The 26969-nt window shown below is 70.7% G+C and carries 15 protein-coding genes; 5 read left to right on the top strand and 10 right to left on the bottom strand.

Translation table 11 applies throughout. From position 1 onward, the window contains the following. Positions 1-3: 3 nt before the first annotated feature. The 5 genes from HH310_RS21645 to HH310_RS21625 form a co-directional block, all read right to left on the bottom strand. Positions 4-2997 (bottom strand): alkaline phosphatase family protein, encoded by a 2994-nt coding sequence (locus HH310_RS21645; protein ID WP_169177419.1) that lies wholly within the window; start codon positions 2995-2997, stop codon positions 4-6. After that, positions 2994-10703 (bottom strand): hypothetical protein, encoded by a 7710-nt coding sequence (locus HH310_RS21640; RefSeq protein WP_169177418.1) that lies wholly within the window; start codon positions 10701-10703, stop codon positions 2994-2996. The genes HH310_RS21645 and HH310_RS21640 overlap by 4 nt, the downstream gene beginning before the upstream one ends. Beyond that, positions 10700-12217 (bottom strand): endonuclease/exonuclease/phosphatase family protein, encoded by a 1518-nt coding sequence (locus tag HH310_RS21635; protein WP_169177417.1) that lies wholly within the window; start codon positions 12215-12217, stop codon positions 10700-10702. The genes HH310_RS21640 and HH310_RS21635 overlap by 4 nt, the downstream gene beginning before the upstream one ends. 13 nt (positions 12218-12230) lie before the next feature. Beyond that, entirely contained in the window at positions 12231-14417 is a 2187-nt protein-coding gene (locus tag HH310_RS21630) for an alkaline phosphatase family protein (RefSeq protein ID WP_169177416.1), read from the bottom strand. Positions 14418-14541: 124 nt separating this feature from the next. After that, on the bottom strand, positions 14542-16410 hold the full coding sequence (locus HH310_RS21625; RefSeq protein ID WP_248294243.1) for a GAF domain-containing sensor histidine kinase: 1869 nt from the start codon (positions 16408-16410) through the stop codon (positions 14542-14544). Positions 16411-16578: 168 nt separating this feature from the next. On the opposite strand from HH310_RS21625, the gene HH310_RS21620 reads away from it, so the two are divergent. Continuing rightward, the gene (locus tag HH310_RS21620) at positions 16579-17040 is read left to right on the top strand and encodes a hypothetical protein (protein ID WP_169177414.1); all 462 of its coding nucleotides are present in this window, start codon (positions 16579-16581) and stop codon (positions 17038-17040) included. Here HH310_RS21620 and HH310_RS21615 read toward each other — a convergent pair. Beyond that, entirely contained in the window at positions 17027-19252 is a 2226-nt protein-coding gene (locus tag HH310_RS21615) for a hemopexin repeat-containing protein (protein WP_169177413.1), read from the bottom strand. The two genes, HH310_RS21620 and HH310_RS21615, sit on opposite strands and share 14 nt — an antisense overlap. A gap of 352 nt (positions 19253-19604) precedes the next feature. Between HH310_RS21615 and HH310_RS21610 the strand changes: the two genes are divergently transcribed. Beyond that, positions 19605-20198, top strand: a complete 594-nt coding sequence (locus HH310_RS21610; protein WP_211192451.1) for a bifunctional 2-polyprenyl-6-hydroxyphenol methylase/3-demethylubiquinol 3-O-methyltransferase UbiG — start codon at positions 19605-19607, stop codon at positions 20196-20198. Positions 20199-20204: 6 nt separating this feature from the next. Here HH310_RS21610 and HH310_RS21605 read toward each other — a convergent pair whose 3' ends face one another. The 3 genes from HH310_RS21605 to HH310_RS21595 all read right to left on the bottom strand — a co-directional run bounded on the left by HH310_RS21605 (position 20205) and on the right by HH310_RS21595 (position 23259). Further along, positions 20205-21116, bottom strand: coding sequence for a LysR substrate-binding domain-containing protein (locus HH310_RS21605; protein ID WP_169177461.1), 912 nt, complete (start codon positions 21114-21116; stop codon positions 20205-20207). A gap of 2 nt (positions 21117-21118) precedes the next feature. Continuing rightward, positions 21119-22144, bottom strand: coding sequence for a putative sulfate exporter family transporter (locus HH310_RS21600; protein ID WP_169177411.1), 1026 nt, complete (start codon positions 22142-22144; stop codon positions 21119-21121). Positions 22145-22212: 68 nt separating this feature from the next. After that, positions 22213-23259 carry a GDSL-type esterase/lipase family protein gene (locus tag HH310_RS21595; RefSeq protein ID WP_169177410.1) on the bottom strand — a complete coding sequence of 349 codons (1047 nt, stop codon included), beginning with the start codon at positions 23257-23259 and terminating at the stop codon, positions 22213-22215. A 37-nt stretch (positions 23260-23296) separates the two neighbouring features. Here HH310_RS21595 and HH310_RS21590 point away from each other — a divergent pair, with 37 nt between their 5' ends. After that, complete coding sequence (locus tag HH310_RS21590; protein ID WP_169177409.1) at positions 23297-24184, top strand: NAD(P)H-binding protein; 888 nt, start codon at positions 23297-23299, stop codon at positions 24182-24184. A 46-nt stretch (positions 24185-24230) separates the two neighbouring features. Here the strand turns inward: HH310_RS21590 and HH310_RS21585 are convergent, their stop codons facing one another. Then, positions 24231-24785, bottom strand: a complete 555-nt coding sequence (locus HH310_RS21585) for a cupin domain-containing protein (protein ID WP_169177408.1) — start codon at positions 24783-24785, stop codon at positions 24231-24233. Between the two features lie 100 nt (positions 24786-24885). Between HH310_RS21585 and HH310_RS21580 the strand changes: the two genes are divergently transcribed. Next, positions 24886-25467, top strand: coding sequence for a TetR/AcrR family transcriptional regulator (locus HH310_RS21580; RefSeq protein ID WP_169177407.1), 582 nt, complete (start codon positions 24886-24888; stop codon positions 25465-25467). Positions 25468-25575: 108 nt separating this feature from the next. Then, positions 25576-26910: an NADH-quinone oxidoreductase subunit NuoF gene (gene nuoF, locus HH310_RS21575; protein WP_169177406.1), complete on the top strand. Its 1335-nt coding sequence runs from the start codon at positions 25576-25578 to the stop codon at positions 26908-26910. Positions 26911-26969: the final 59 nt, after the last annotated feature.

The following is a 26969-nucleotide window of genomic DNA, read 5'->3' as shown; positions in this document are numbered from 1 at the left end:
GGCCTACTTCTTCGTCACGGTGAACGTGACGGCCTTGCTGGTACTTGCCGTCACCTCCGTGCTGCCCAGGTATTCGGCGTGCAACGTGTACCCGCCGACCGGAAGGGTGAGCGCGACGCTCGCCGTCCCCTTGGCCAGCTTCACGCTCGCGAGCAGCGCCGATCCGTTGTAGACGCCGACCTTCCCGGTCGGGGTGGCGCCCTTGGCCGTGACCGTGACCGTGGCGGTCACCGGCTTCGACGAGGTCACCGACTGTTTGGACAGGGTGAGCGTGGTGACCGAGGCGATCGGCTTCGCCACCGGCGTCAGCACCTGGATCGTGACCGTCACCGGCTTGGCCGCGATCCCCCGGTCCGAGCCGGTGATCCGCACGGCGTAGGTGCCCGGGGTGCCCGGCTCCACGCCGGTCAGGTCCACCGGGTCCAGCGCGCCGGACGAGATCGTGGCCATCGTGCCGGCGAGCACCTGATCCGAGGTCAGCGCCGTCCCGGCCGGGGTCGTGATCGCCGACTGCCCGACCGTGATCACCGGTGTCGCCACCACCGCGATGCTCAGCGTCACCGGGGCCGCGTGCTGGGTGCCGTCCGCGCCGGACACCGTGACCCCGTACGTGCCGGGCTTGCTGAATTTGACGCCGGACAGGTCGAGCGGATCGAGCGCACCGTGGGTGATGGCGGCGCCGGCGGCGGTCGCGACCTGCGCCGCGGTGGGCGAGGCGCCGACCGGATAGGTCAGCACCGGCTTGGCCAGCGTGATCACCGGTGCTGCGGACGGGCCGGCCTTCGCCACGATGACGGTCAGTGTCGCCGGGATCGCCGGGACGCCGTTGCCCCCGCCGGTGATCTGCACCTGGTGCGAGCCGGCCTGGCTGAAGTCGATGCCGGACAGATCGGGCAGCGCCAGCGTTCCGCCGACGATGGTGGCGCCGGCCAGGCTGCGCAGGAAGGTCGGCGACGGCGCCGTCCCCGCGGTCACGGTCACCGTGGGATGCGCGAGGGTGATGAACGGCGCCACCTGCACGGTGATCGTCTGCGGGTTCATCGCGGGCACGCCGCTGTCCGGGGCGGTCGGGTCGCCGGTCGCGCCGAGGGCTCCGGTGACGGTGACGCTGTAGGTGCCGACCACGTCCGGCTTGACCGGGGAGAGGTCGGCCGACAGGGTGCCCGCCGTGGTGGAGGCGCCGACATCGCCGAGGAAGTCCGCGACGCTCGGCAGCGGATCCTCGGCGCGCAGCGTCACCGTGTGCCGGGCCGCGGTGATCGTCGGGGCGGGGACGGGTGCGGAGCTGTCGGACGGCTTGGACGTGACCGCACCGAAGGTCGCGTTGATGCACGTCGAGAAGTCGGTCACGCCGGTACAGCTCGCGCCCGGCTGGTACATCGTCGAGTCGAGCAACACCTCGTTGCCCTGGGGATGAGTCCAGTCGAAGAGGTCGTCCAGGCGGCCGGCGCTCGCGTCGAACGATCCCTTGACCGCGGAGATGTCGTCGATGCGGCCGGTCGACCAGTTGTCCTCGATGAACCGCAGCACGCTGGCCTGGTTGGTCAGCGCGTGCGAGACGTAGTTCTTCCGGGCGTAGGGCGAGATCACCAGCAGCGGAAGCCGCTGCGAGGGCCCGCACCGGCCGGCATAGCCGTTGAGCATCGGCACCCCGTCGGCCGCGGCCCGGGTGCAGATCGTGGTGTCGCCGGCCGCACCCGTCGAGGCGTTGGTGATGGTCGGGGCGACGTGGTCGTACCAGCCGTCGGAGTCGTCGTAGGTCACCACGATCGCGGTCGACGACCAGTACGGCGACTTCTCGATCGCGTTGATCTCCTTGGTGAGGAATGCCTGCTCGTCCAGCGGGCCGCTGTTGCCCGGGTGGGCGTCCTCGGCGTGCGGCGGTTTGAGCATCGACACCGCGGGCAGGCTGGCGCCGCCGACGTTGTTCAGCGCGTCGTCGAACAACGACAGGTCGTACTGGTGGTTCGCCGGCCCGCCATGACCGATCTCGGCGTTGTCCGCCGGTGGCGTGTGCGCCCAGTTCGCGGTCGAGGTGTAGTACTGGAACGCGTCGTGGTGGGCGACGTAGTCCTGCTGCGCGGCGCCGGCGACGTTCTGGCTGGTCGCGGTTTTCGAGGCGAAGCCGCCCTGGAACCATCCCCAGGAGACGCCCTTGCCGTTGAGCAGGTCACCGATGTTGGCGCCGTGCATCGACGGCGTGGCCACGCTCGCCGCGTTCCCGAAGGTGTCGCCGTTGGCGTCGATGTCGGTGCCGACGACGGCGGTTCCGGAGTAGGTGTTGCCGCTGACCAGGTTCAGGTGCCCGGGGGTGGACGGACCGAAGATCGTGTCCCAGTTGTTGTCGCTCATCGCGTAGTTCTGGGCGTAGTTCCAGACCCCGGTGACGGTGTTGCCGTCGTAGTAGTCCATGACGAGCCCCGGCGACGAGAAGGTGCCCTGGGTGGTACAGGTGCTGTTGGTGGACTCCACGAACTTGTCCAGCCCGCCGGTGCCCATCGCCTGCTGCTCCGGGCCGTACGAGTGGTTCTGGTCGCACGTGATCGCCTGCGACGAGGTCAGCCGGCCGGGCTGGTAGAGGTTGGGATTCGGGGTGGTGTAGAACGTGGAGTCCGGCGGCAGGCTGGCGTTCGGGTTGTGCGCGGCGACCGCGGCGCCCGGGGCGTCGCCCGGCACCAGGCCCGCGTTGAGCATCGTGTTGATGTCGGTGGGCGTGCCGGGCGCCGGCGTGAACGGGGTGCCGTCCGAGTTGGCGGCGTACGGGTACGTGCCGAAGTAGTGGTCGAAGCTCTCGTTCTCGTCGTAGAGCACCACGACGTGCTTGATCGGCGTCGTCGTGTTCCGCGAGTTGTCCGGCAGCGTATCGGCCCGCGACTGACCGGGCAGCGCGACCGTGACGACGCCGGTCAGACCGGCCGCCGCCAGCACGACTACCAACCAGAGCCGCAGCCGGCGATGGCGCTTGCTGATCATGTGCTGTCCCGTTCTGAGGCTCATTTGACGGCCTTCGTCGCGTCGGAGACCGTGGTCGCCGGGGAATATCCGTCCAACGTCCCGGTGACACTGACGGTGATCTTGGTGTTCCGGTACGTCCGGTCGATCTGATAGCAGGCGCTCGTGGCGTGCGGAATCTTCTTCCCGTCCGCGTACCACTGGTAGGCGAACGCGGGTTTCGGGCTCCACTTGCCGGTGTCTGCCGTCAGGGTCCGGCCGACCTCGGCCGTCCCGCTGATCGTGGGTTTGGCGGTGCGCAGGGTGCCGTTGCCGACCGTCACCGCCGCCGAGGACACCGATTTGCTCACGTACGCGACGCGCGAGCCGACCACCCGCACGCTGACCCGCCGGCCGGCATCGGCGGCCACCAGCGAGTAACTCGAACTGGTCGCCTTCTTGATCGCGACACCGTCGCGCAGCCACTGGTAGTCGACGAACTTCGGCGCCGGCGACCAGTCCCCGACCGACACGCTCAACTCGGAGCCGACCGTCGCCGTCCCCTTCAGCTTCGGCGTGGGCGCGGTGAAGACCCCGGCGTCCACCTTTACCGCCGCCGATTTCACCGACAGGGTCACGTACGCGACCCGCGAGCCGACCACCCGCACGCTGACCCGCTCGCCGTAGTCGGCGGCCACCAGCCGGTAGCTCGCGCTCGTCGCCCCCTTGATCGCGTCGCCGTCGCGCAGCCACTGGTAGTCGACGAACTTCGGCGCCGGCGACCAGTCCCCGGCCGACACGCTCAGCACCGAGCCCACCGTCGCCGGCCCGGTCACCTGCGGCACCGGCGCGGTGAAGACCCCGGCCTGCACCCGTACCGCCGCCGACTTGACCGTCGTGGTCGTGTACCCCGCCAGCGCCCCGGTCACCTGCACGCGCAGCGCCGCACCGAGGTCGGCCTTGGTCGGGGTGTAGGACGCACCGGTCGCGCCGCCGATCACCACGCCGTCGCGGAGCCAGCGGTAGGCCAGCGCCGGCGCGGGTGTCCACTTCCCCGGATTCGCCACCAGCGTGGAGCCGACCCGGGCCGCGCCCGGCAGCGTCGGCTTCGGCGCCACGAACTCGCCCGCCGCGACGGTGACCGCCGCGGAGTAGGCGGTGGTGGCCGGGAAACCGTCGGGCGTCTCGGTCACGGCGACCTGCAGCAGGTGGCCGGCGTCCGCGGCGACCGGCGTGTACGTCTTACCGGTCGCCCCGGCGATGGCCACGCCGTCCCGGAGCCAGCTGTACGACGGCGGGCCGGCCGGCACCCACGTGCCAGGGTCGGCCGTCAGCTGCACACCGATGCGCGGCTTGCCCTTGATCGTCGGGGTGCCGGGGTCCACCGGCGACCCCTCGCCGCCGCCCGGACCGGCCGGCGCGTCCTGCAACGCGACGGTCACCGTGACCGGCCGGGCGGCGAACCCGAAGTCGTCGGTCGCCGTCAGCGTGACGACGTAGTCGCCGGCCTTGTCGAAGTCGACGCCCGACAGGTCGACGCCGAGCGTGCCGGTCGTGTTCAGCGACGCCCCGATGTCGGACAGGAGCTGGTCCGCGTCCACCTCGGTGCCGGTCACGTAGTCGACGCGGGTCACCAGGGCGGTGATGGCGACGACGGGTACCACGTTCACCGTCACGGTCACCGCCCGGCTCCCGACGCCGTTCGCGGTGCCGGTGATCGGCAGGGCGTACGACCCGGTCTGGGTCAGGTCGGCGCCGGAGCGGTCCAGCGCCGCGATACCGCCCAGCGACACCGTCGCGCCGAGGTCGGCCAGGATCGCCACGTCCGACGGGACATTGCCCACCTGGTACGCCACCGACGTGCGCGCCACCCGCACCGTCGGCACCGCCAGCTCGGGCACCGCGGACAGCACCGGGTGTGCCGCCCCGGCCGACCACGCCCACACCGGGCTGTCACTGCCGAAGTCCCAGCCCAGCGCGGTGTAGCTCTGCTCCGCTGACAGATCGGCCGCCGCGGTGGGCGTTCCGTCCTGGTCGCCGTGCCCGCTGACGTTCGCGGCGGCGCCGGTGAGATTCGCGCCCAGCGTCGCGCTCGAGCTGACCAGGTTGTCCTGCTCGACCCAGTCGCCGGTGCCGGACACGTCACCCAGCACCAACCCGGCGAAGCCGGTTCGCGAACCGCCCACGCTGGCGTACGACACGGAACCGCCGAACACGACATTGCCGGCGATGTGGACGGTGCCGCCGGTGCCGACCGCGCCGAGCACACCGCCGGCCGAGACCCCGGCGCCCGGCCCGACCAGCGACTGGCTCGTCGTGTCGGCGTCGATCAGGTTCCGCTCGATCGCGACCGCACCCGCGGCCGACGCGACCAGGCCGCCGACCTTCCAGCGGCCCGCGACCGAGGTCTGCGACACGCTGGTGTCCGCGATCGTGGTCGTGCCGGTGCCGGACAGCGACGATCCACGGTTGGCGAACGCGTCGGCGACGAGACCGCCGACGTCGCCGGTGCCGCCCGCGCCGGTGCTGCCGAGCGTCGCCGCGATCACCGAGACGGCATTGATCGTCGAGGCGTACACGTCGGCGGCCAGGCCCGCGACGTCGCTCGTGCCCTGGCCGACGACGTTGTTCACGCTGAGGTCGCGGACCGTCGCGCCGTCCAGAACCCGGAAGAACGCGAGCGTATCGCCGTTGGTGGCACCGTCGGTGGCGTACGTGAGGTTGCTGATCGTGTGTCCGCCGCCGTCGAAGACCCCGCTGAACAGGTCGATCCCGCCGAAGTCGTCGCCGGCGTAGTTGATGTCCGCGGTCAGCGCGTAGTGCGCGCTCTGATACACGGCCGGACCGCTGTCCAGCGCGGTGACCGCGTTGTCCAGGTCGGCCCGCGAGCCGATCGACAGCGGGTCGGCCGCGGTGCCGCTGCCCACCAGGGCGGTGACGACGATCGTGACGTCGACCGTCGTGGTCACCCCGTTGTCCGTTCCGCTGATGGTCGCGGGATAGGTGCCCGGCAGCTGGAAGTTGACGCCGCCATCGGTGGGGTCGCCCAGCGTGATGCTCAGGGTGCCGTGATCGGTGACCGCGCCGAACCGCTGCAGCAGGGCCGCCTCGCCGGGCTCGGGCGCCTGGGCGGACACGATGATCGACGGGCCGGCCAGGGCCACGACCGGGGCGGAGAAGGTGACCGGCAGGTAGGACAGGATCGGATGACTGGCCAGCCCGGCGTCCACCCAGGACCAGGCCGCGCCCGCGCCGAAGCCGAACCCGACGCCCTCGTAGGTGGACTGCTGGGCCAGGGCGGCGGGCGTCACCGGGGTGCCGTTGTCCGGTGTCGCCGCGTTCGTGCCCGGGGCCAGGATCACGTTGGTGCTGACCAGATTGTTCGTGCCCAGCGGCGTGCCCGCCGTGGTCTCCTGCCCGATCGCCGATGTCGTGTGCGTGCCGGTACCGCTGACCGAGCCGCCGTAGATCACGTTGCCGGTGGCGAGCGCCGGCATCCCCGAGGCCTGGACCTCACCGGCTCCCGCGCCCGCTCCGCTCGTGGTCTGCGCGACGGTCGCGTTGACGAGGTTGTTCGTCAGCTTGCCCGTGCCGTTGCTGGTCAGGGCCGCGGCGTACTTGTTGCCGGTGATCGTGGTGTTCCAGACCATGCTCTGGGTGATCGTGCCGGTGGTCGCGCGGGCCAGGCCGCCGGTGAACGAGTTGGTGGCGCACGCACCCTTGGTCATCACGACCGACGAATCCACCAGCGCGACCCGGTTCAGGGTTCCGCTGAGCGTGTCCGCGACGCCCGCGAGGTAGTTCGTCGCGCCGCCGACGCAGGTCACGGCGGCGTTCACGTGCGACAGCTCGAGGTTCTCGATCGTGCCGGTGACGGTGTCGAACATCGCCGTGACCGGGGACCCCGCGGTGGAGGTGGCGTACGCGATGTTGCTGATCGCGTGGCCGCCGCCGTCGAAGGTGCCGCCGAACCAGTCGAAGCCGGCGAAGGTCTTGGCGGCGTAGTCGATGGTCGCGCTCAGCACGTAGTGCGCGGTCGCGGCACCGGTGTGCGCGGTGTCCTGGTTGACCAGCACCGCGGCCGCGTCGAGATCGTGCGGCGATCCGATCTGGTACGGATCCGCGGCCGTACCCGAGCCGGGCAGCAGCACGTTGATGGTGGCCGGAACCGGAGTGGCGGCCACGCCGTGCAGCGAGCCGGTGACCGCGACGCGGTAGCTGCCGGGGGTGTCGAAGTCGACGCCGGACAGGTCCACGAACATCGTGGCGCCCGAGGCGGCATTGCTGATGCTGGCGCCGAGCGCGCTGAGCACAGCCGCTTCGTCCGGGTCGGCCCCCTCGACGAAGCTGACGATCGGGTGCGCCACGGTGATCACGGGCGTCGGCACCGCCGTGACGACGACCTGCAGGTTCACCGGCGTGGCGGGCGCGTCGACCAGGCTCACGCTGTAGGTGCCCGGCGTGTTCTCGTCGAATCCGGCCGGGAAGACCACGCCCGGGGTGCCGCCGGTCGCCGTCGCGCCCGACCCGGCGAGCACCGCCGCGCCGTTGTCCGCGGTGATCGGGTCACCGGCGACAAAGCTCAGTCGTGTCGAGGTCACCTTGATCACCGGTACGCCCGCGGCGACGACGTGCACGGTCACCGTGGCCGGGCTGCTGGCGACGCCGCGCAGGGTCGCCGTCACCCGCACCGGGTAGGAGCCGATGACGGTGGTGTTGGCGGCGGCCAGATCGGTGGCGTCCACCGCGAGCGCGCCCTGCGAGGCGGTGGCACCCGAGCGGACCAGCAGCTCCGCCGCGGTGATGCTGTCGCCGGCGTTGAGGTCCAGCGTGGGGTCGAGCACGCTCACGGTCAGGGCGTCCGGGTCGACGATGGTGACGGTCACCGGACGGGGCATCGCCGCGACGCCGCCGTCGGTGGCGATCACCTCGGCCGGGTAGGTCCCGGCGGCGCCGAAGTCCACGCCGGACAGGTCCACGTCGAAGACCGGGGACGCGCCCGGCTGGTCGAGGGCCGGAGCGGCGGCGGCCAGGATCGCGGCCTTGGCCTGCGCGGCCGTCTCGGCGCCGGCCGCGTAGCTGAACTGGACGGTGCCGGTCAACCGCAGCAGCGGCGCGGTGCGCAGCACGGGATGGTCGCCGCCCCACGCCCAGGGTGTCGTGCCGCCCGCGAAGTCCCAGCCGGCACCCTCGTAGGTCGATTGCTTGGCGAGGTCGGCGGCGTTCACCGGCGTACCGTTGCTCGGTGGTGTGTTGTTGCCGTTGGCGGACGGCTGGATGGCCGCGTTCGAGCTGACCAGGTTCGTCGCACTCGTCGCGCCGGCGGCGATCGCGTTGACCGTGTGGGTCCCGCCGGTCGCCGGGGTGGTGCCGGTGCCGGCGGTGATCGAGCCTCCGAAGATGACGTTGCCGGTGGTCGTCACCGTGCCGGCGGGCACCGCGTCGACACCGCCGACGGTCGCTCCGGCTCCACTGGTCGGCTGGTAGATGGTGGCGTTGATCAGGTTGTTGGTGATGACGGCGCCGTTGGCCGGCGCGGCCGCGATACCACCCGCGTACTTGTTGCCGCCGATCGTGCTGTTCCACACCATGTTGTTCGTGATCGTCGCGGCGCCCGACGTGATGCGCACCAGCCCGCCCACGAAGGAGTTGGTGGCGCACGCGCCGGGGGTCATGACGACCGACGAGTCGACCAGTTCGATGCCGCTCAGCGTGCCGCCGCTCAGGCTGGAGACGACCGCGGCGTCGTAGTAGGTCGCGCCGCCGGCACACGTCACGTTCGAGGTCAGGTGCGCGAGCACCAGGTTCTCGATCGTTCCGGTGTCGGTCACGAACATCGCGGTGACCGGCGCGGTGTCGGTGGTGGTCGGGTTGACCAGGTTGGCGATGGTGTGCCCGGCTCCGTCGAACGTCCCGCCGAACCAGGTGATGCCGGCGAACGTCCTCCCGGCATAGTCGATGTCCGCGGTCACGGCGTAGTGCGCGATCGCGGCGCCGGTGCGGGCCGTGTCGGCGTTGATCCTGGTCGTGGCGTAGTCGAGAGCCGCGGCCGAACCGAGCCGGTACGGGTCGGCCGCCGTCCCGCTCCCGGCCAGGGTGACGTTCACGGTGACCGGCACCGGCGTGGCGGACAGGCCGTTGAACGACGCGGTCACGTTGACCGTGTTGGTGGCGCCGGGGGTGGCGAAGTCCGCGGCACCCAGCGCGCCGAAGTCGACGCCGAGCGTGCCCTTGTCGGTCGTGGCGTGCGTGGCCGCCAGGATCTGGGCCGGCGTCGGCAGCGCTCCTGCGGGCACCGCGATCGTGGTGATCGGCACGGTGAGCGTCGGACCCGAGGTCGGCGCCGTCACCGTCACCGTGATCGGCACGGTGGTCGTGAAACCGTCGTTCGTGCCGATGAGGTACGCGGTCTGCGTACCGATGGTGGCGGTGTCCACGCCACTCAGGTCGGCCGACAGCGTGCCGTCGTCGATGGTCGCTCCGGACTTGCTCTCCAGGGCGGCGGCGTCCAGCGGTGAGCCCTGCGTGACCGTGATGCTCCGGGTCGTCGTGCTCACCTTGGGCGCCCGCGTCAGCACCGGATGCTTGGCGGCGGTGTCCCACGTCCAGGTCCTGGTGAAGTCCCAGTCGTAGGTGGCCTGCGTCGCGAGCGCGGCCGGGTCGGTGTACGTGCCGTTGTCGCCGATGGTCCAGCACTTGCTTCCGGTGACGGGGTCGGCCGTACCCGTGCAGTTGGCGTAGTCGTACGGGTGATTGCCGCTCCAGCCGAGGGCGAAACTGCTGCCGTACGGCCAGTCGGCGGGCACCGCGATCGGGCTCACGGTCAGCCTGTCCGCCCCGACATTCACGGCGTTGTTGGCGTTGACCAGGTTGTCCGCGATCGTGACGCCGGTGCCGGCCGAAGACCCACTGACCCAACCGCCCACGTACGCGCTGGAGCCGAACGAGCGCGTGATCGATCCGGAGTGGATGACGTTGTCCCGGATCGCCACGCCTTGGGTGCCCGTGACGGCCCGCACGAGCAGGGTCGCCGTCTCGCCGGCCCCGCTGGCGGTGTTGCTGACCGCGGCCGAGACGAAGTTGTCCGAGATCGTGGTGAACGACCCCACGTTGGCCACCAGGGCGGCCACGTACTTCAGTCCGGTCACCGTCGTGCCGCTGACGTAGTTGTTGCTGATCGTGCTCGGCGCGGCCTGGGTTCCGGTGACCGTGTTGACGAGCCCGGCCAGCACGGCGCTGGTGCTGCCGGTGGTCACCGAGACGGTCGAGTCGACCAGGCCGACGCCGGTGATCGTCGAGCTCGTCGCGGTCCCGGCGAGGCCGGCGACCGGGTAGGAGTTGCTCGCCGACTGATCGGGCGGCACGGTGCTCACCGCGTCGAGTGTCAGGTTCCGCACCGTCGCGCCGTTCAGCGCGTAGAACACCGCGCTCGCGGCGGTGGTCCCGCTGACCGTGACCGTGTTCACCAGGTTGCGGATCGCGTGGCCGTTGCCGTCGAACGTGCCGCCGAACCAGGCGAAGTCGGCGAAGGTCTGGCCGGCGTAGTCGACGTCGGCGCGCAGCCGGTAGGTCGCGATCGCCGCGCCGGTGTGCCCGGTGTCGGCGTTGACGGCGGCCGCGGCGGCGTCGAGATCGGCCGCGGTGTCGATGAGGTACGGGTCGGCCGCGGTGCCGCTGCCGCTGATGGTGTCCGCCACCGCGGCCGATCCGGGCAGTCCGACCAGCACCGTCGCGGTGAGTGCGCCGGCTATGAGCGCGCTGCGGATCCTCATTTGACGACTCCCGTCTCGGCCGAGGTCACCGTGACGGTGGCGTAGCCGGATTTGCTGCCGGTGACGCTCACCGTGAGCCGTGCGCCTTCATATTTCGCGGCGATCGTGTAGCTCGCCGTGGTCGCGTTCTTGATCGCCGTCCCGTCCGCGTACCACTGGTAGGTCAGCGATGCCTTCGGACTCCACGCCGCGGCGGTGGCGGTGAGGGTCTGTCCGTGCTTCGCCGTGCCGGTGATCTTCGGCTTGGGCGTGGAGGTGAACTGTTTCTGCGGCACGGAGGTCGCCGGCGGCGTCGCGGGTGTGCTCGACGGCTGCGTCGTCGCCGGTGTGCTCGCCGGCAGCTGGAACAGCGTCACCGCGGCCGCGTGATCGGACGGCCAATCCGTGGACGGTCCACCCGGCCCGGTCCACCCGGTGTAATACGACTCGGCCCCCAGCACGGTGAGCCCACCCGCGTACTCCACGTAGTCGACGCGGTCGGCCGGCCCCGCCGTACTGTCACCGGCCACCGACGGCCAGGTCGGCCCGGCGTCGGCAACCGGATCGGGGTGCGCCGTGCGGAACGAGTCGATCAGCCCGGCATTGGCGAACGCCGCGGTCACCGGCCAGGCCACCGCCCCCGCGCCGCAGTGCGAAGCCGCGCTCGTCCAGTCCAAACCGGACGGCGAGGCCAGATCCCCCAGCAGGATCACCGGCGCTCCCCCGGCGATGTCCGCACCCATCGCCGAAGCCGTGGCCTGCGCCTGCGCGTACCGGGTCGTGCCCTGCTCGTGCGCGACGACGTCGGTCGCCCCGGCACAGGCCCGGGCCGGACCGTAGTCGCTCTCGTCCAGATGGGTGACCCAGACCCGGACCGGCTGCCCGCTCACATCCAGCGTCACCGCCACGGCCGGCACACTCGCCGTCGGCGCGGTCACGTCGCTGATCGGATACGCGCTGACGATGCCCAGATCCCCGGCGCTCTGCCAGGAGTGCCAGCCCAGATCGTTCGCCAGTTCGGTGGCCTCGGATCCGCCCGACTCCTGCACGCCCAGGACCTGGATCCCGTCGGCGGCGACGGCCTGCAGCACCTTCTGGCGTGCGTCCGAGGCCGCGTTCGCCCCGGCGTCGTCGAGGTTGAGGCTGGCCACCTCGAGCCGCGGCGCCGACGCGACCGGGACGACCACCTTCACCGAGGCCGAACCGGCCCGCACGGTGACCACCACCGGCTGGTTCGGGGCGTCGGCGGGCACGGTGCCGGTCACGACACCCTCGGCCGTGACGCTCAACCAGTCCGGGCCGGACACCTTGGCGAAGCCGCTGGGCTGGTCGCCGCTCCAGAGCCCGCGCACCGGTTGCGAGACGACCCCGCCCGGCGGCACCTGGGCCGCGCTCAGAGCGTCGATGACGAATCCGCCGGCGGCGGACGTATCGGACTGCGACGCGTACGCCGCACCGACGAGTAAGCCGCACGTGGCGGCCACCGCGGCCGCGGACACCGATACGCGCAGCAGCCGGGACTTCAGAACAGGCACGTCAACTCTCCGGTCAGGCAGTCGCGTTGATACGTCCGGCGTAGCGGTGGCGGAACCCGCTGTCCGAGGTGTCGGTGATGATCACGTCGTAGTAGCCGTCCTGATCGACCGGCCAGTCCACCGTCGCGGTGCCGGCGCCGTCGACGACCACCGTCTGTGCCGTGCCCGCGTAGTCGTTCGGCGTCAGGCCGAACACGACCGGGTTCAGGCCCTCGTTGCCGAGGTGGATCCGCAGTAGCCGCCCGGCGCCGGTCACCAGCTCGGAGGTCGCGGTCGGGGCCGCGCCGATGCCCATGCCGTCGTGCCGCACCGTCCCGGCGAACGAGCGGATGAACCGGTCCGCGCCGTAGATCGACATCGCGTACCGGCCGCCGGTCACCCGCGAATCCCAGACGTGCGTGCGCGGCGTCCCCTTCACCACCGTGTACGGCGTGGCGCGCAGCGGCAGGTACGCGTCCGGGTAGACGAGCAGGCTGCAGCCGGAGGTGCCGTCGTTCGACAGGGTCACCGTCACGGCGCCGGTCGAGCCGTCCGCCGACATCACCGCGTTCTGCTGGTACGGGACGGGCCGCCGCACCCGCCGGTTCGCCGGGTCCTCCGCCGCCGGCACCGGCATGGTCTGCTGCCCGACCGGTGGGGGCGCGGCAACCGGCAGCTTCTGGTCCGCGGCGACGGCGGCGACCAGCACGGTGGCGTCGGGCAGTTCGGGCACCGAGAAGTCGGGATGCGCGAAGTCGAACGCGGACACCAGATCGCCGCAGACGGTGCGCCGCCAGTCGGTGATGTTGGGGTTGTGGATCGTCTTCCCGCGCGCCTGCCGCAGCCACACCTCGAGGAACTGCGTCACCGACGTGTGGTCGAAGACCTCGGAGCTGACCGCGCCGCCGTTGTGCCGCGTCCACGGCGAGATCAGCATCAGCGGCACCCGGCCGCCCGGGCCCAGCGGATTGCCCTTGACGAACTCGTCCTTGGTGCCGAGCTCGGCCATCGGCGGCAGGACGTGGTCGAAGAGCCCGTCGTTCTCGTCGTAGGTGGTGATCAGCAGCGTGGAGTTCCAGACGTCCGGGTTGGAGGCCATCGCCTGGATCACGCGATACGTGAAGGCCATCCCGCGATCGGTGCTGGCCGGGTGCTCGTCCCACCCGTTGCCCGAGTTGATGAACGCCACCTCGGGCAGGGTGTTGTCCGCGCACGCCTTGATGAAGTCGGCCAGGATCAGGTCGATGTTGGCCGGATCGGTCGGGTTGGGCAGCAGGACCAGCGGCGGAGAATCCACCAATTTCCCCCGTACGGCCTGGTCGCGCACCGCCGGATCGGCGGAGGTGGCGGCCGCGTGGATGCGGGCGAACGATCGCGCCCCCATGTCGTTGGCGCTGCCCGCTCCCGCCATCGCGCGCCAGTCGACGCCCGCGTCCTGCATCAGGTCGTAGAGCGACGTCCAGGACGGGTTACCGGACGGCGGGTTGCTCAGCTCCGGCCCACCGGCGACGCCGTTCGGGTCGATCGTCCCGCTCCACATGTAGAACCGGTTCGGATCCGTGGAGCCGTTGAACGAGCAGTGGTTGTGGTCGCAGATCGTCCAGTTGTTGACGAGCGCCCAATGCCACGGAATGTCGTCCTCGGTGAAATACCCCATCGTCTGCGGGGTCTTGTACGTCGTCCAGCGGTCCCACGCGCCTTTGTTCCACATCGGAATGCCATCGGTCGCCCAGCCGTGCGGCAACGAGTTCATCCCGAGCGCGTTCACTTTCCCGGAAACCAGCCGGAACGGCAGCAGATACCCGCCGTCCGATCGGGACGGATCCGGCTGATGGAAAACGCTGAGTCCATTCTGGAATGTCAGCGCCTGCTTGTCCGCGAAACCACGCACCCCGGGAACCATCCCGTAGTAGTGATCAAAACTGCGATTTTCCTGTACCAGGACCACGACGTGCTTGATGTCGGCGAGCGTGCCGGTCAGCCCCGGTGGAATCGTCCCCGGGCTGGCCCCGGTGCCGAGCCCGTTGGCCGCCGCGGCGGCCGAGTCGGCCAGCCACCCGCCCAACGCGCCGGCACCGAGAACCGCGGTGCTGGCCCGCAGAAAACCGCGACGGCTCAATCCGGGTTTGGCGATCGATGCGAAACGATTGCGGCGGGCATCGTCACTCGAAACCATCTGGTTGTACTCCTCGCGTCGCGTCGACGTCCAGAGAGCGGGCATGGCGCGACATCAAGCCGTTAGCTGTATGGAACAGCCGGAGTGAATCAGCGCTTAATGAACCAGACGTGAACTCGATCTTGACCGTTCAGCCAATTCGCGAGGCGATCTCGAAATACCGATTTCTTCAGGATGCGGGCGGTACCACCGGAATGCGGCAGGTCCCGGTCGTGCCTCGACCCGGCGGGCTGTCGATGTCGAAGGTCCCGGCCAGGGCTTCGATCCGGTCCCGCAGTCCGAGCAGTCCGGTTCCGCGTCCCGGGTCCGCCCCACCGATTCCGTCGTCCCGGACGCTCAGTGTCAGCACACCGTCGTTCACCTCGGCCTCGACGTCGACGCGCGAGGCATCGGCATGCTTCACCGCGTTGGTGAGCATCTCCGAGACCACGTAGTAGGCGCCGACTTCGACCGGCAGCGGCAATCGGCCGTCGATGCGTAAGTCGATCGTCACCGGCAGCGGAGAACGCCGGCCCAGTGCGCGCAGAGCCGGCGACAGACCGGAGTCGGACAACACAGCCGGGTGGATACCCCGGGACAGTTCTCGCATCTGGTCGACGATCGTCGCGAGTTCCTCCGCACCGGCGGCCAGCTCGTCGGACGACTCGCCGCGATCGGCCGCGTCCATGGCCTCGGAACGCAGGCGCAGCGTCAGGGAGACGAGGCTCTGCTGGATGCCGTCGTGCATGTCACGTTCGATGCGCCGGCGCGTCTCGTCGGCCGCGGCGATGATCCGGGCCCGGGAGAGGGCCAGCTCGCTGCGGCTCTGGGCATCTCCGACGGCGGTGGCGACCAGGTCGGTGAACTCGGTCATCCGAGTCTCGAGGTCGGGTGGCAGCGACCCGTTCCCGGTGCCCACCGCGATCAGCCCCCACAGCCGCCCGCTGACATGGATCGGCATCCCGACCGCGGAGATGAACCCCGCATCCGCGAGCAGCTGACCATTGGCCAGCGTGCGGTAGTCGTCGACACGGGCGGGCCGTCCGGTCCGGCGCACGGTTTCCAGGATCCCGTCCGGCGGCCGGCGTTCCCACGCGGCCCCGACGATGACCGGTGGCCTGGTCGCGCCCGCGCTGGCCAGGAGAGTGACGGTGCCGTCCGGCTCGTAGCGCATCAGCCGCGCGGTGCCGCCTTCGCCGAAGTAGCGGAGCACCTCCTTGGTGACCGCGTAATACACCACCTCGGGCGACTCGCCGCGGGCGATGAGCAGGGCGAGCCGGCGAAGCGACGCGTGCATGTCCGCTAACCGGGAGATTTCCGTGCTGGCCTCGGTGCTGGCGATGGCCGTCGCGGCGAGTTCGATGAAGTCGGCGATGCGGGACTCGGCGGCGGGCTGGAAGTCCTTGGTGGACGCCACCCCCGTCATGCCCCAGAGGCGTGCGCCGACGAAGATGGGCGCGGCGATCGCGTCCCGCAGCCCCAGTTCCGCGACGACGACGCTCAACGGCCCGTCGCTGAGCTGTTCGCCGACAAACCGGGTCGGCTTACCGGCGTCGATCGCGGTACGCAGCAATCTGCCGCGCTTGAGGGCGAAACTCATCCCGACCGACGCCGTCGTGACCGGCCGCCCGTAGGAAGCGACGATGGTGACCCACGGATCGGCCTCGTCCGCACGCTCGTCCACCTTGGCCACGAAACTGGCTTCCGCGCCGATCAGCAGGGCAAGCTCGTCGGCGATCGCGGCGAACACCGCCGCGGGCGCGGCGCCGCCGGCGACCAGAGTGGCCACCCGCCGCAACGCCGCCTGATCGTCGACCAGATCGCCGCGAGCGCGCTCGGATTCCGTCGCACGCCGAGCGAGCGAAACCGTGACCGCACCGACACCCACCGCCACCGCGATGAGCAGGCCAAGGACGAAAACGTCGGCACGCCGCGCCGCCGCGCACACGAGGCCGATCAACACCAACCCGGCCACGGCGACGACAATCCACAGCGCGACCTGACCCCGGAATCCACCTCGCCCGGCCCACGGCGGACGGACTCCGCTACCGATACCCATCGCGTCGATCAAACGTTGCCCGGGTGCCCTTTCTCCACCCGCACCGCTGTGCCGCTCGCCACACACCGGTTCGTACCAGCTCATCGTGCGGGTTGACCGCGCGCCCCGACCATGTTGACCGGATCAACGAGAATGGCAACGGACCGGGTCGCGGGAGGAAGGCAACGCATGATCGCCAGGCGGATCGCCACCTTGCTGGCCACGCTGTTCGCCGTCACCGGCCTGGGCGCCGGTGGCAGCCCCGCCGCCGCCGGCACGCGGCACACCGAAGCCGTCACGATCGCGCCGGCGCGCACCAGCCACACCCGGCCGGCCGCCCAGGACGCCCCGGCCGCGGCGAGGACCGGCACCGGCGTACGGAATGTGCCGTCCGCCTTTCTCTTACCGCCCGGCAGCCGGGTGACCGCTCTGTCCGATCACGAGGCCGGCGCGTCGTTCACCCTGACCGAACCAGGTCCGCAGGCGGTGCTGTCGTTCTACCGCGGCGAGCTGCCGCAACGTGCGTTCACGATCGTCGCCGACCGGGCCGAGCACGGCGCGACCAGCCTCGCCTTCCGCAGCCCGGACGGCTGGGCCGGCATGATCTACGCGACCGCCTATCGGGCGACGGTCGCCCTCAGACGCGCGTGAGCCTTTCGGTGGCGTAGGTTGCGGTCACGCTGGTGGAGACCGCGTGGCAGGTGCGACCGGTGAACAGATACGTGGTCCGCCCGCGAGCCACCGCCGCGTCGATCATCGCGGGGTTGCCGGCCGCGAAGCGTCGCGCCAGTTCGTCGTCGAAGGCGGCCGGCAGGTTCGCGAACGCCGTCTCGCGGCGCAGGTTGCCGACGATCGGCTTCGGATATCCCGTATCCGGAAAAAGGTAGGCAATGTCCGAGTAACGCGCGTACCGGTCGCCGGAGAACACAAACGTGTGCTCGCCGGCCACCACCGCGGCGTCCACCGTCACGACGTCGGTGGTGCGGGTCAGTCCCCACTGCTCGCGGATCGCGCCGCGGACGATGGCGGCCCGGCCGCTGTGCTGGATGAACTCGTGCTGGAGGAAGAAGTAGGTGGTGCCGTCGAGGCCGGTGAACGCGGTCCGCAACCCGGCCGGATCGTCGATCCCGGGCCAGGTCCGCGCGAACGGGCGCGGCGACGACCAGGTCCCGGTGGCGGGGTCGTAGCGCATCACCATGTCGCCGGCGATCGCCTGCAGGATCCCGCCGGTGGACAGCACCGCGACCGGCTGCGTGTCGTGGCGCGGCAGATTCCAGAACTCGGGCCCGGTCCACCGTGGTTCGCCACCGTCGGGCGTCGCGTAGTCCGGGCCCGAGTACGCGACGTAGCGCATCTCGCCCCCGGGGCCGGGCGGCTCGAACAAATACGTGACACCTTCCTGCACGTACGCCAACGCCACGCCGGTCAGCCCACCCCAATGGTCGGCCACCGGGAGCGGGCCGTCGTCGACCACCACGCCGGCGTAACGCGGTCCGGCGTACACCACGAACTGGTCGCCGCTGAACACGTACGTCTTGCCGTCCACCCCGACGAACGCGGCGTCGACGCTGTTGTCCTGATCGATGGTGTTCCGGGCTCGCCCCCACCTTTCCACGATGGGCTGCTCGCGGCGCAGCCGGCCGTCGAAGCAGGTCGTCCCCTTGAACAGGTGCACGTTGCCGTCCGGGGCCGTCAGCACGGCGTCGAGCCCGGTGCGGAACGCCTGCGGCACCGTGCGCAGCGCGTCCGGCTCGTCCGGCCTCGCGCCCAGGTCCGGGCCCTCCAGCGCGTTGTAGTGATGCCACCCGCCGGCCTGGTGCTCGGCGTACACCCCGCCGGCGTCCGCGAACAGGCAACCCGGCGGATCCGGTACGAGATCGGCGTAGCGCCGGTAGGCCGTGGCCGACACGGCGTGTATCGCTTCGCCGCTGACCAGATAGACGGTGCCGCGGTCGGCGAACGCCGCGTCCACGCCGGTCAGCTCGACGGCCAGGTTGGTCAGCCGGGGCTCCCGGTTCAGCGCGGACAGCAGGCGTGGATAGCCGCCGTCGACCGTCTCGTACGCCGTACCGGTGTAGCGGACGAACTGATCGCCGGAGAACAGGTACGTGTGGTCGTCCAGGGCCAGCGCCGCGTCGACCCGTCCGCCGCTCGCGATCAGGTTCACCGTCTTGCCCCAGAACGCGGAGATCATGGCGGGAAACCCGTCGTCGAGGCGGGTGTGGGCGGGGTCCGAATAGCGCACAAAACGATCGCCCGAGAACACGTACGTCCGGCCGTCGTCGGTGGCGAACGCGGCGTCCACCTGGGCGAACGGCAGGCTGTCCCACTGCTCTTTGAGCGGGCTCGGCCGCCACGGACGCCGCCTCAGGTCCTGGACGAAGCATTCGTTTCCGCGGAACAGGTAGACGAGCCTGTCCCGGTCGACGAGCACCGCGTCCACCCGGTCGAACGACCGGGCGAGATCGCCGGGCAGATTCCACCAGTTCTCCGGGACGGGCTGCGGGAAGCCGTCGTCCGGAGTGGTGTAGTCCGCGGTCGAATAGCGGACGAAGCGGCCGTCGCCGAACAGATAGGTGGCGCCGTCCAGCACGAACGACGTGTCGATCCGGGTGAGGCCACCCCAGTCGGCGGCGATCCCCCGCGGGTACCCGATGTCGGCGAACGAGTAGTCCGTACCCGTGTAGCGGAGGTACTGGTCGCCGCTGAACAGGTAGGTGTGGCCGTCCCGGCCGGCCAGCGCCGCGTCCACGGTGCCGCTCGGCAGCGCGGGGCCTTGCACGCCCCAGCGCTCGGCGGTCCGGCTCCCGGCGTCCGCCCGCCCGCGCAGCGACGCCGTCCAGCCGTCCCGGAACAGGTGCACGACCCGTCCGAGTCGGCGAACACCGCCTCCACGCCGTTCCCGAACTCGACCGGCAGCTCCCGGAAGACCGAGTCGAGGTGGCGCGGATAGCCCTCGTCGACGCGGACACCATCGTGCTCGATGCCGCCGGAATACCGGAACACCTGGTCACCCACGAGAACCAGCAGCCCCGGCCCGGAGGCGTACGCGGAATCGATGTGGGACATGGTGATCCTCCAGCCGGATCCGGCGCCCGAGTCGCCAGTCTAAATCGGACGGAAGATCCCCGGCCTCCACCGATCTATCGAGTCCCCCGAAGCCGCCGCCCGACGGCTGTCGATGGATGCCGCCGGGTCGGGTAGGCTCACGCGCCATGCGAGACACGCAGGGTGAGGACTACGCCAAGCGCCTCTACGACAAGGAAACTGCCCGCTGGAAGCAGGTCCTCAACGTGCAGGCGCCCTACCAGTGGAACCTGCGGCGCCATCAGCTCGGCCGCACGCTCGACGTCGGCTGCGGCATCGGTCGCAACCTCGAGACGCTCGGCGCGGGCTCGGTCGGCGTGGACCACAACAAGACGTCCGTGGAGATGGCGCGCGCGCGTGGCCTGACCGCCCTGACCGTCGAGGAGTGGGAGACGTCCGAGCTGCGCGTGCCCGAGTCCTTCGACGGGATCCTCGTGGCCCATGTCATCGAGCACCTGTCGCCGGAGACCGGCGAGCAGGTGGTGCGCGACTACCTGCCGTACCTCAAGCCCGGCGGCACCGTGCTGTTCATCTGCCCGCAGGAGCGCGGCTACGCGTCCGACCCGACGCACATCCGGTGGACCACCGGCCAGGACCTGATGGACCTCGCCACCAGCCTGGGCCTGCAGCCGCAGCCGTGGCGCAGCTTCCCGCTCCCCCGGCAGGCGGGCAACGTCTTCACCTACAACGAGTTCAACGTCGCGGCGACGAAACCCGCGTAGCGCCGATCACGCGCCGGCCGCGATGGCCACCAGCTCCGCGGCAAGCGCGTTCGGGGCGTGCCCGGGCCACAGCACATGCAGCGGCCGGCTCAGCGTCAACCCCTGCACGCGCAGCTCGACCAGCTCCCCGGCCGCGACGGCGGACGCGGCCGCGCGGGCGCTGATCACGCCGATCCCGCCGCCGGCGCGGACGGTGGACAGGATCGTGGTGGTCGAGCCGAGGCTGATCGCGTGCGGCAGCACCGGCGGGAAACCGAGGGCGTGCTCGAGCGCCTTCAGGAACGTGTCACGGGTGCCGGAGCCCGGTTCGCGCAGCAGCAGCGGCTGGTCGGCCAGGTCGGTGGGCCGCAGTTCGCGCCACGCGTGCGCGGCGAGCGGGTAGCCGGCCGCGACCACCAGCGCCAGCCGATCCTGGTCGACGACGCGCGAGCCCAGGTCGGCGGGGATCTCGGGCGCTTCGACGAAGCCGAGGTCCACCGTGCCCGAGCGGACCGCCTCGATCACGTGGTGGCTGTTCGCGACCTCGGCCGCGATGTCCACGTCCGGGTGGGCCCGGCGCAGCGTCAGCAGCCAGGCCGGCAGCAGGTACTCCGCCACGGTGAGGCTCGCCGAGACGCGCAGCCGGGCCTGCTGGTCGGCGCGCAACGTGAGGACCCCGTCGGCGAGCGTCCGCGCCGCGTCGATCAGGCCGCGCGACCAGGCGACCACCGCCTCGCCCGCGGGCGTGAGGACGCTCCCGCGCCGCGAGCGCACCAGCAGCGACACGCCTAGCTGCTGTTCCAGTTTCGTCAGGCGAGCGCTGGCGCTGGGCTGGGTGATGCCGTGCAGGTGCGCGGCGCGCCCGACGCTGCCGGTCTCGGACACGGAGAGCAGCAGGTCGAGCGCACCCAGGTCGCTGATCCAGGGCGGGAGTGGCATCGTCACACCACGTATTGCACACCAAGGCTGGTCACCGTCACCGCGGCCCACAGGATCAGGCCGAGCAGCAGCGGCCGGGCCCCGGCGCGGCGCAGCGCGGGCACGTCGGTGGAGAGCCCGATCGCCCCGAGCGCGATCGTGATGAACAGCAGCGCCACCTGGTGCAGCCCGCCCTGCGCGACGGCCGGGATCAGCCCCGCGGTGTGCAGCGCCGCCATGCCGAGGAACGCGACGAGGAACCACGGCACCAGCGCGATCGCGGGCCGGGCCGGTTCCCCCGTCGGTCGCGGCGTGCCCGTGCGACGCCGCGTCAAGAAGGTGAGCCCCAGCACCACCGGGATGATCATCAGCGTGCGCACGAGCTTGACGACCACGGCGTACTGGACCGCCTGCGGACCGTAGCTGCCGGCGGCCGCCACCACCGAACTGGTGTCGTTGACGGCGGTGCCCGCGAACAGCCCGAACGCGTGCTGGCTCAGCCCGAGCGCGTGCCCGAGCGGCGGGAAGATCAGAACGGCCGCGACATTGAACAGAAAAATCGTCGAGATCGCGTACGCCACGTCGTTGCTCTTCGCCCTGATCGCCGGCGTGGTGGCGGCGATCGCCGAGGCGCCGCAGATGCCGGTGCCCACACCGATCAGCGTGCGCAGGTCGGCGGGCACGCGCAGCCACCGGCCCACCGCCCAGGCGAGCGTCAGGCAGACCGTGAGCGTGCTCAGCATGACCGGCAGCGACGCCGCGCCGGCCGTCAGCACCTCACCCAGCGACAACTGCGCGCCGAGCAGCACGACCGACACCTGCAGCACCGGGCCCTTGGCCACGGCCAGCCCCGGCCCCAGCGCTCCGGACCGGGACCGCACCAGGGGGCTGAGCAGCACCCCGGCGACGACGGCGAAGACGGGCCCGCCCACCACCGGAACCATCCGGCCCAGCTCGCTGGCGACGACGCCGATGAGCACGGCCGCGCCGAGCCCGGCAGCCGGCGCCGGGATGAAGCCGTGGGTGAGTCGCCCCGCGAGAGTGGTCACCAACCAAGCGTCGGCACCGCCGGATGCGGCCGGTAGAGCAGTTCGCGTACCACGGTCATAGGCGTTGCCTATGACCTCAGAAGGCCGGGATCGACGGTGCCGGCCATGACCGCCGCGCCCCGGTCGTTGAGATGCATGCCGTCGCCGGCGCCGAGGGCGGCCCGGATGCGATCGGGAGAATGCGGATCCGCGACGGCCCGGGCGACATCGAAAACCGCGTCAACGGCCTTGGTCGTACGGATCCAGTCGTTGACCTCGTGCCGAATGCGGTGGTCGGCGCCGTCGAAGGGGCTGATGGTGGCGGCCAGGATCGTCAGTCCGGCCCGGTGCGCGCGATCGGCCAGGCCGGCGAATCCGTCGATGAGCTCGCCGGCGGTGACCGGGGCTTCGCCGAGCAACGCGGGCAGCGCGAGGTCGTTGATCCCGAAATGCAGCAGGACGTGCGTCACCGCGGGCACCGCGAGAACGTCCCGGTCGAAACGCGCGGCCGCATGGTCCCCGACCCCGTCGCGTAACAGCCGGTTCCCGGCGATGCCCTGGTTGACCACCCACCCGCTGTCGAGGCGCAGGTTGAGGAAGTCCACCGAGCGATGATTCGCGCCGATCGTGGTGCCGACCCCCTCGAACCAGGAGTCGCCGAACGCCACGGCGATCGCGGTGCCGTCCGGGACGAGCACGTCGATGCCCGAGACGAAATATCGTGCCTCCACCCGCTCGTTCCCGGGCCCGATGAGGGCGAGCTCGGCCGGCCTGTGCGAATAGGTGGCGAGACCCGTCTTCTCCGGGAAGTGAAGGTCGAGGAGCACGTTCGTGCCGGCGGCGACGCTCAGCTCCACCGGGTCGAGGACGGCCTCCTCGCCCGCCTCGACAACGAAGCGGTCCGCGCCGCCCAGGGTGAGGACGGCCCGCCGGCGACCGACGGCGACCGACGCGGCCCCGACGGACAACGGGGCACGCCCGTACTGGTTCGTCAGGCGCACCCGGAGCGCCTCTCCCCCGCCGGCCATGTGCAGCACCTGGCGCACGGTCTGGCCGTCGAAGCCCCGTGGCTCGGCGAACTGCAGCCGGTCGTAGGGGTCGATCACCGCGGTCCGGAAGCCGGCTGCCCACATCATGCCCGTAGTATAGTCCAGATCCTGGACAGTCCAATACATGGACTTTCTTATCGTCAAGGAAGGGACCCACGACGTGACGATTCTGGTCACGGGGACGACAGGCACCGTCTCTACCGAAGTTCTGCGCGGCCTCGCCGAGGCCGACCACCCGCCCGTGCGAGCGCTCGTGCGCGACCTCGCCCGCGTGCCCGACCTCCCCGGCATCGAGTTCGTGCAAGGTGACCTCGACGAGCCCGCCACCCTGGGCGACGCCTTCCGCGGCGTGGACACGTTGTGGCTGCTGTCGGCGTACGCGGCAATCTCGCCCCATCAGACGTCGAACGCGCTCGTGGCGGCCCGGGAAGCCGGCGTGTCGCATGTCGTGCGGATGTCCGCGATCGGCGCCGGGCACGACGCGCCGACCCGCAACGGCCGCCTGCACGCGCTCTCCGAGATCGAGCTGCGCTACGGCGACTTCGACTGGACGATCATCCGACCGTTCTATTTCATGCAGAACCTGTACGGATCGCTGCAGGGCGACGCGCTGTACGGCGGCCTGCAGGACGGGCGGGTCGCCATGATCGACGCCGAGGACATCGGGGCGTTCGGCGCCAAGATCCTGCTGGACCCGGCGGCGCACGCGTCGCAGGTCTACACCATCTCCGGCCCGCGCAGCATCTCCCTCTACGACTACGCCGCCGCCATCGGCGAGGTGACCGGCCGGCCGACGAAGTACCACCCGCTGGGGTTCGACGAGTTCCAGCAGATGATGCTCGACGCCGGCTTCAGCTCCTGGTTCGCGGGCGTCAACACCGAGTACGCCCGGGCCTACGCCGACGGCTGGGGCGACCGCACCACCGACGACTTCCCCCGGCTGATGGGCCGCCCGGCCCACGACATCACCGAGTTCGTCCGGGACCACCTTTCCGAGCTCCGCGGCCAGTGATCGGCGGGGCCGGTCGGCACCCCCACCGACCGGCCTCGCTCCGCGATCACACTCCGCCGGCGCCCGGCCCGGGGCGGAACAGATGGTCGAGCTCCGGGTGCGGGAAGATGTCGACGTCGAGGTGCGCCACGGCGTCGAGCGCCTCGGCGAACCGGTCCGCGTCCCACACGATCGGCGCCGAGCCCGGCGCCGGCTTGTCCCCGGCGTAGTTGAACATCAGCTCCGGCCCGGCCGGGTTGAAGAAGAACAGCAACCGGGCTTCGACGTCGCCGACGTTCTTGAACCGGTGCAGCGTGCCCTGCGGAACGTGCACGAAGGAACCGGGCTCGGCCGCGATCGTCTTGGTCCCGCTCAGAAACGCGATCGTCCCCGAGGCGACGAAGAAGCTCTCGTCCGACTTCTTGTGCACGTGCGCGATCGGGCCGCCGCCGACCGGCACGATCCCGTCGATGAACCCGATCCGTCCGACGCCGTCCTCGCGCGAGGCCGCGACGCGGTAGACGTCGCCGGACACCCAGCTCATCACGCCGGCGTCACCGGGCGTGTAGATCGTCCTGTCCGAATTCAAGATGTCGTCGTCGTACGGTCCCGCAACACTCACGGCGCCCCCTGATTTCTGGTCCGATCGTTCAAGAATGGCCAGACGCTAGCGTTTTCTGGAACGCTGAGTCAAGATAGGGCGCGCCAGCGAAAGGATCACCATGGCCCGCACCCGGGAGTTCGACACCGACGCCGCGATCACCGCGGCCATGGACCTGTTCTGGAGCCGCGGCTACGAGGGCACCAGCATCCAGGACATCGTCGAGGTCACCGGCGTGCAGCGCGGCTCTCTCTACGCGGCGTTCGGCAGCAAGGAGAACCTCTACCTGGTGGCCCTCGACCGCTACCGCGAGTTCCTGTCGCAGCGCATCACCGACCGGCTGCGCGCCGGGCAGCCCATTCACGACGTGCTCCGCAGCGCGCTGCTGTCACTGGTGGATCTCGCGGTGGACGCGCGGGGCACCCGCTGCTGCCTCATCATCGGCGCCACCGCCGAGCGCTTACCGGTCGATCCCCAGGTCGCGGCCCGCGTCCGCAACACCATGGACGTGATGGAGGAAGCCCTGCACGAGGGCCTCGCCGCCGCGCAGCAGCAGGGCCAGATCGCCGCCGGCAAGGACCCCCGCGCTCTGGCCCGGTTCTTCGTCATGACGATCCAGGGGCTGCGGGTCGTCGGCACGGTCCGCCCCGACCGCGACGAGCTCACCAGCACCGTCGACGCCGCCCTGACCGTATTGGGCTGATCAGCACCGACGTGTGAAGCACTTCACGTGCCGTTCGCTGTCACATCCGATGCCGCTGCGTCGTCTCCCTGCAGCTAGCAACAACCGCACGTGCGGAAGGTGACAAGCATGACCATCGAGACCTCGTACGCGGAGCCCCGCCCCGAAGTTCTCCGCAAGCTCACCCCGGTCCTCACCAAGCGGTGGCTCACGCCGGACGCGTACCGGATCGACGTCTACGAGCAGCTCGACGGCTATCGGGCGCTGCGTAAGGCCCTCGATGTGCACCCGGACGACCTGATCCAGCTGGTCAAGGACTCGGGTCTGCGCGGCCGGGGCGGTGCGGGCTTCCCGACGGGTCTCAAGTGGGGGTTCATCCCGCAGGGCGACGGGAAGCCGCACTACCTGGTCGTCAACGCCGACGAGGGCGAGCCGGGCACCTGCAAGGACCTGCCGCTGATGACGTACGACCCGCACTCGCTCATTGAGGGCGCGATCATTGCCGCGTACGCCGTCCGGGCGAGCCAGGCGTTCATCTACATCCGTGGCGAGGCGGTGCACGCGTCCCGCCGGCTGCGTAACGCGATCGACGAGGCGTACGCGAAGGGTTATCTGGGTCAAAATATTCTGGGCTCGGGGTTCGACCTGGACATGGTGGTGCACAGCGGCGCCGGCGCATACATCTGCGGCGAGGAGACCGCACTGCTCGACTCGCTGGAGGGCTTCCGTGGGCAGCCCCGGCTGCGGCCGCCGTTCCCCGCGGTCGCCGGCCTCTACGCGAGCCCGACCGTCGTGAACAACGTCGGCACTCTCGCCAGCGTGCCGCCCATCGTGCTGGGCGGTTCGGACTGGTGGCGCAGCATGGGCACCGAGAAGTCGCCGGGCCCGATCATCTACTCGCTGTCCGGGCGCATCGCCAACCCTGGCCAGTACGAATGTGGTCTCGGCACCACGTTGCGCGAGTTGATCGAGCTCGCGGGCGGCATGAAGCCCGGCCACAAGCTGAAGTTCTGGACGCCCGGCGGATCGTCGACCCCGCTGTTCACCGAGGAGCACCTGGACGTGCCGCTCGACTTCGACAGTGTCGCGGCGGCCGGCTCGCTGCTGGGCACCACGGCCATCCAGATCTTCAGCGAGCAGGACGACCCGGTGTACGCGACGTGGCGGTGGCTGGAGTTCTACCACCACGAGTCGTGCGGCAAGTGCACGCCGTGCCGCGAAGGCGCCTATTGGATGGTCAACACGTACCGGCGGATCCTGTCCGGCGAGGGCACCGTGGAGGATCTCGACACACTGCTGGACACGGCGGACAACATCAACGGCCGGTCGTTCTGCGCGCTCGGCGACAGCGCGGCCACGCCGGTGATGTCGACGATCAAGTATTTCCGCCAGGAGTACCTGGACTACATCGAGGGCCGGACCGCTCCGCGGTTGTCCGCGCGGGCCTTGGCCGGGGTGCACTGACCGCCGAGCGAAGGGGCTGGCGCAGCCCCTTCGCCGTGCGGCCCTTGCGCAGCCCCTTC

Origin of the sequence: Actinoplanes sp. TBRC 11911, assembly GCF_012933445.1 — a bacterium.
Classification (GTDB): Bacteria; Actinomycetota; Actinomycetes; order Mycobacteriales; family Micromonosporaceae; genus Actinoplanes.
The sequence above is the reverse complement of the archived record's forward strand: the minus strand, read 5'-3'. Positions and strand labels throughout refer to the sequence as shown.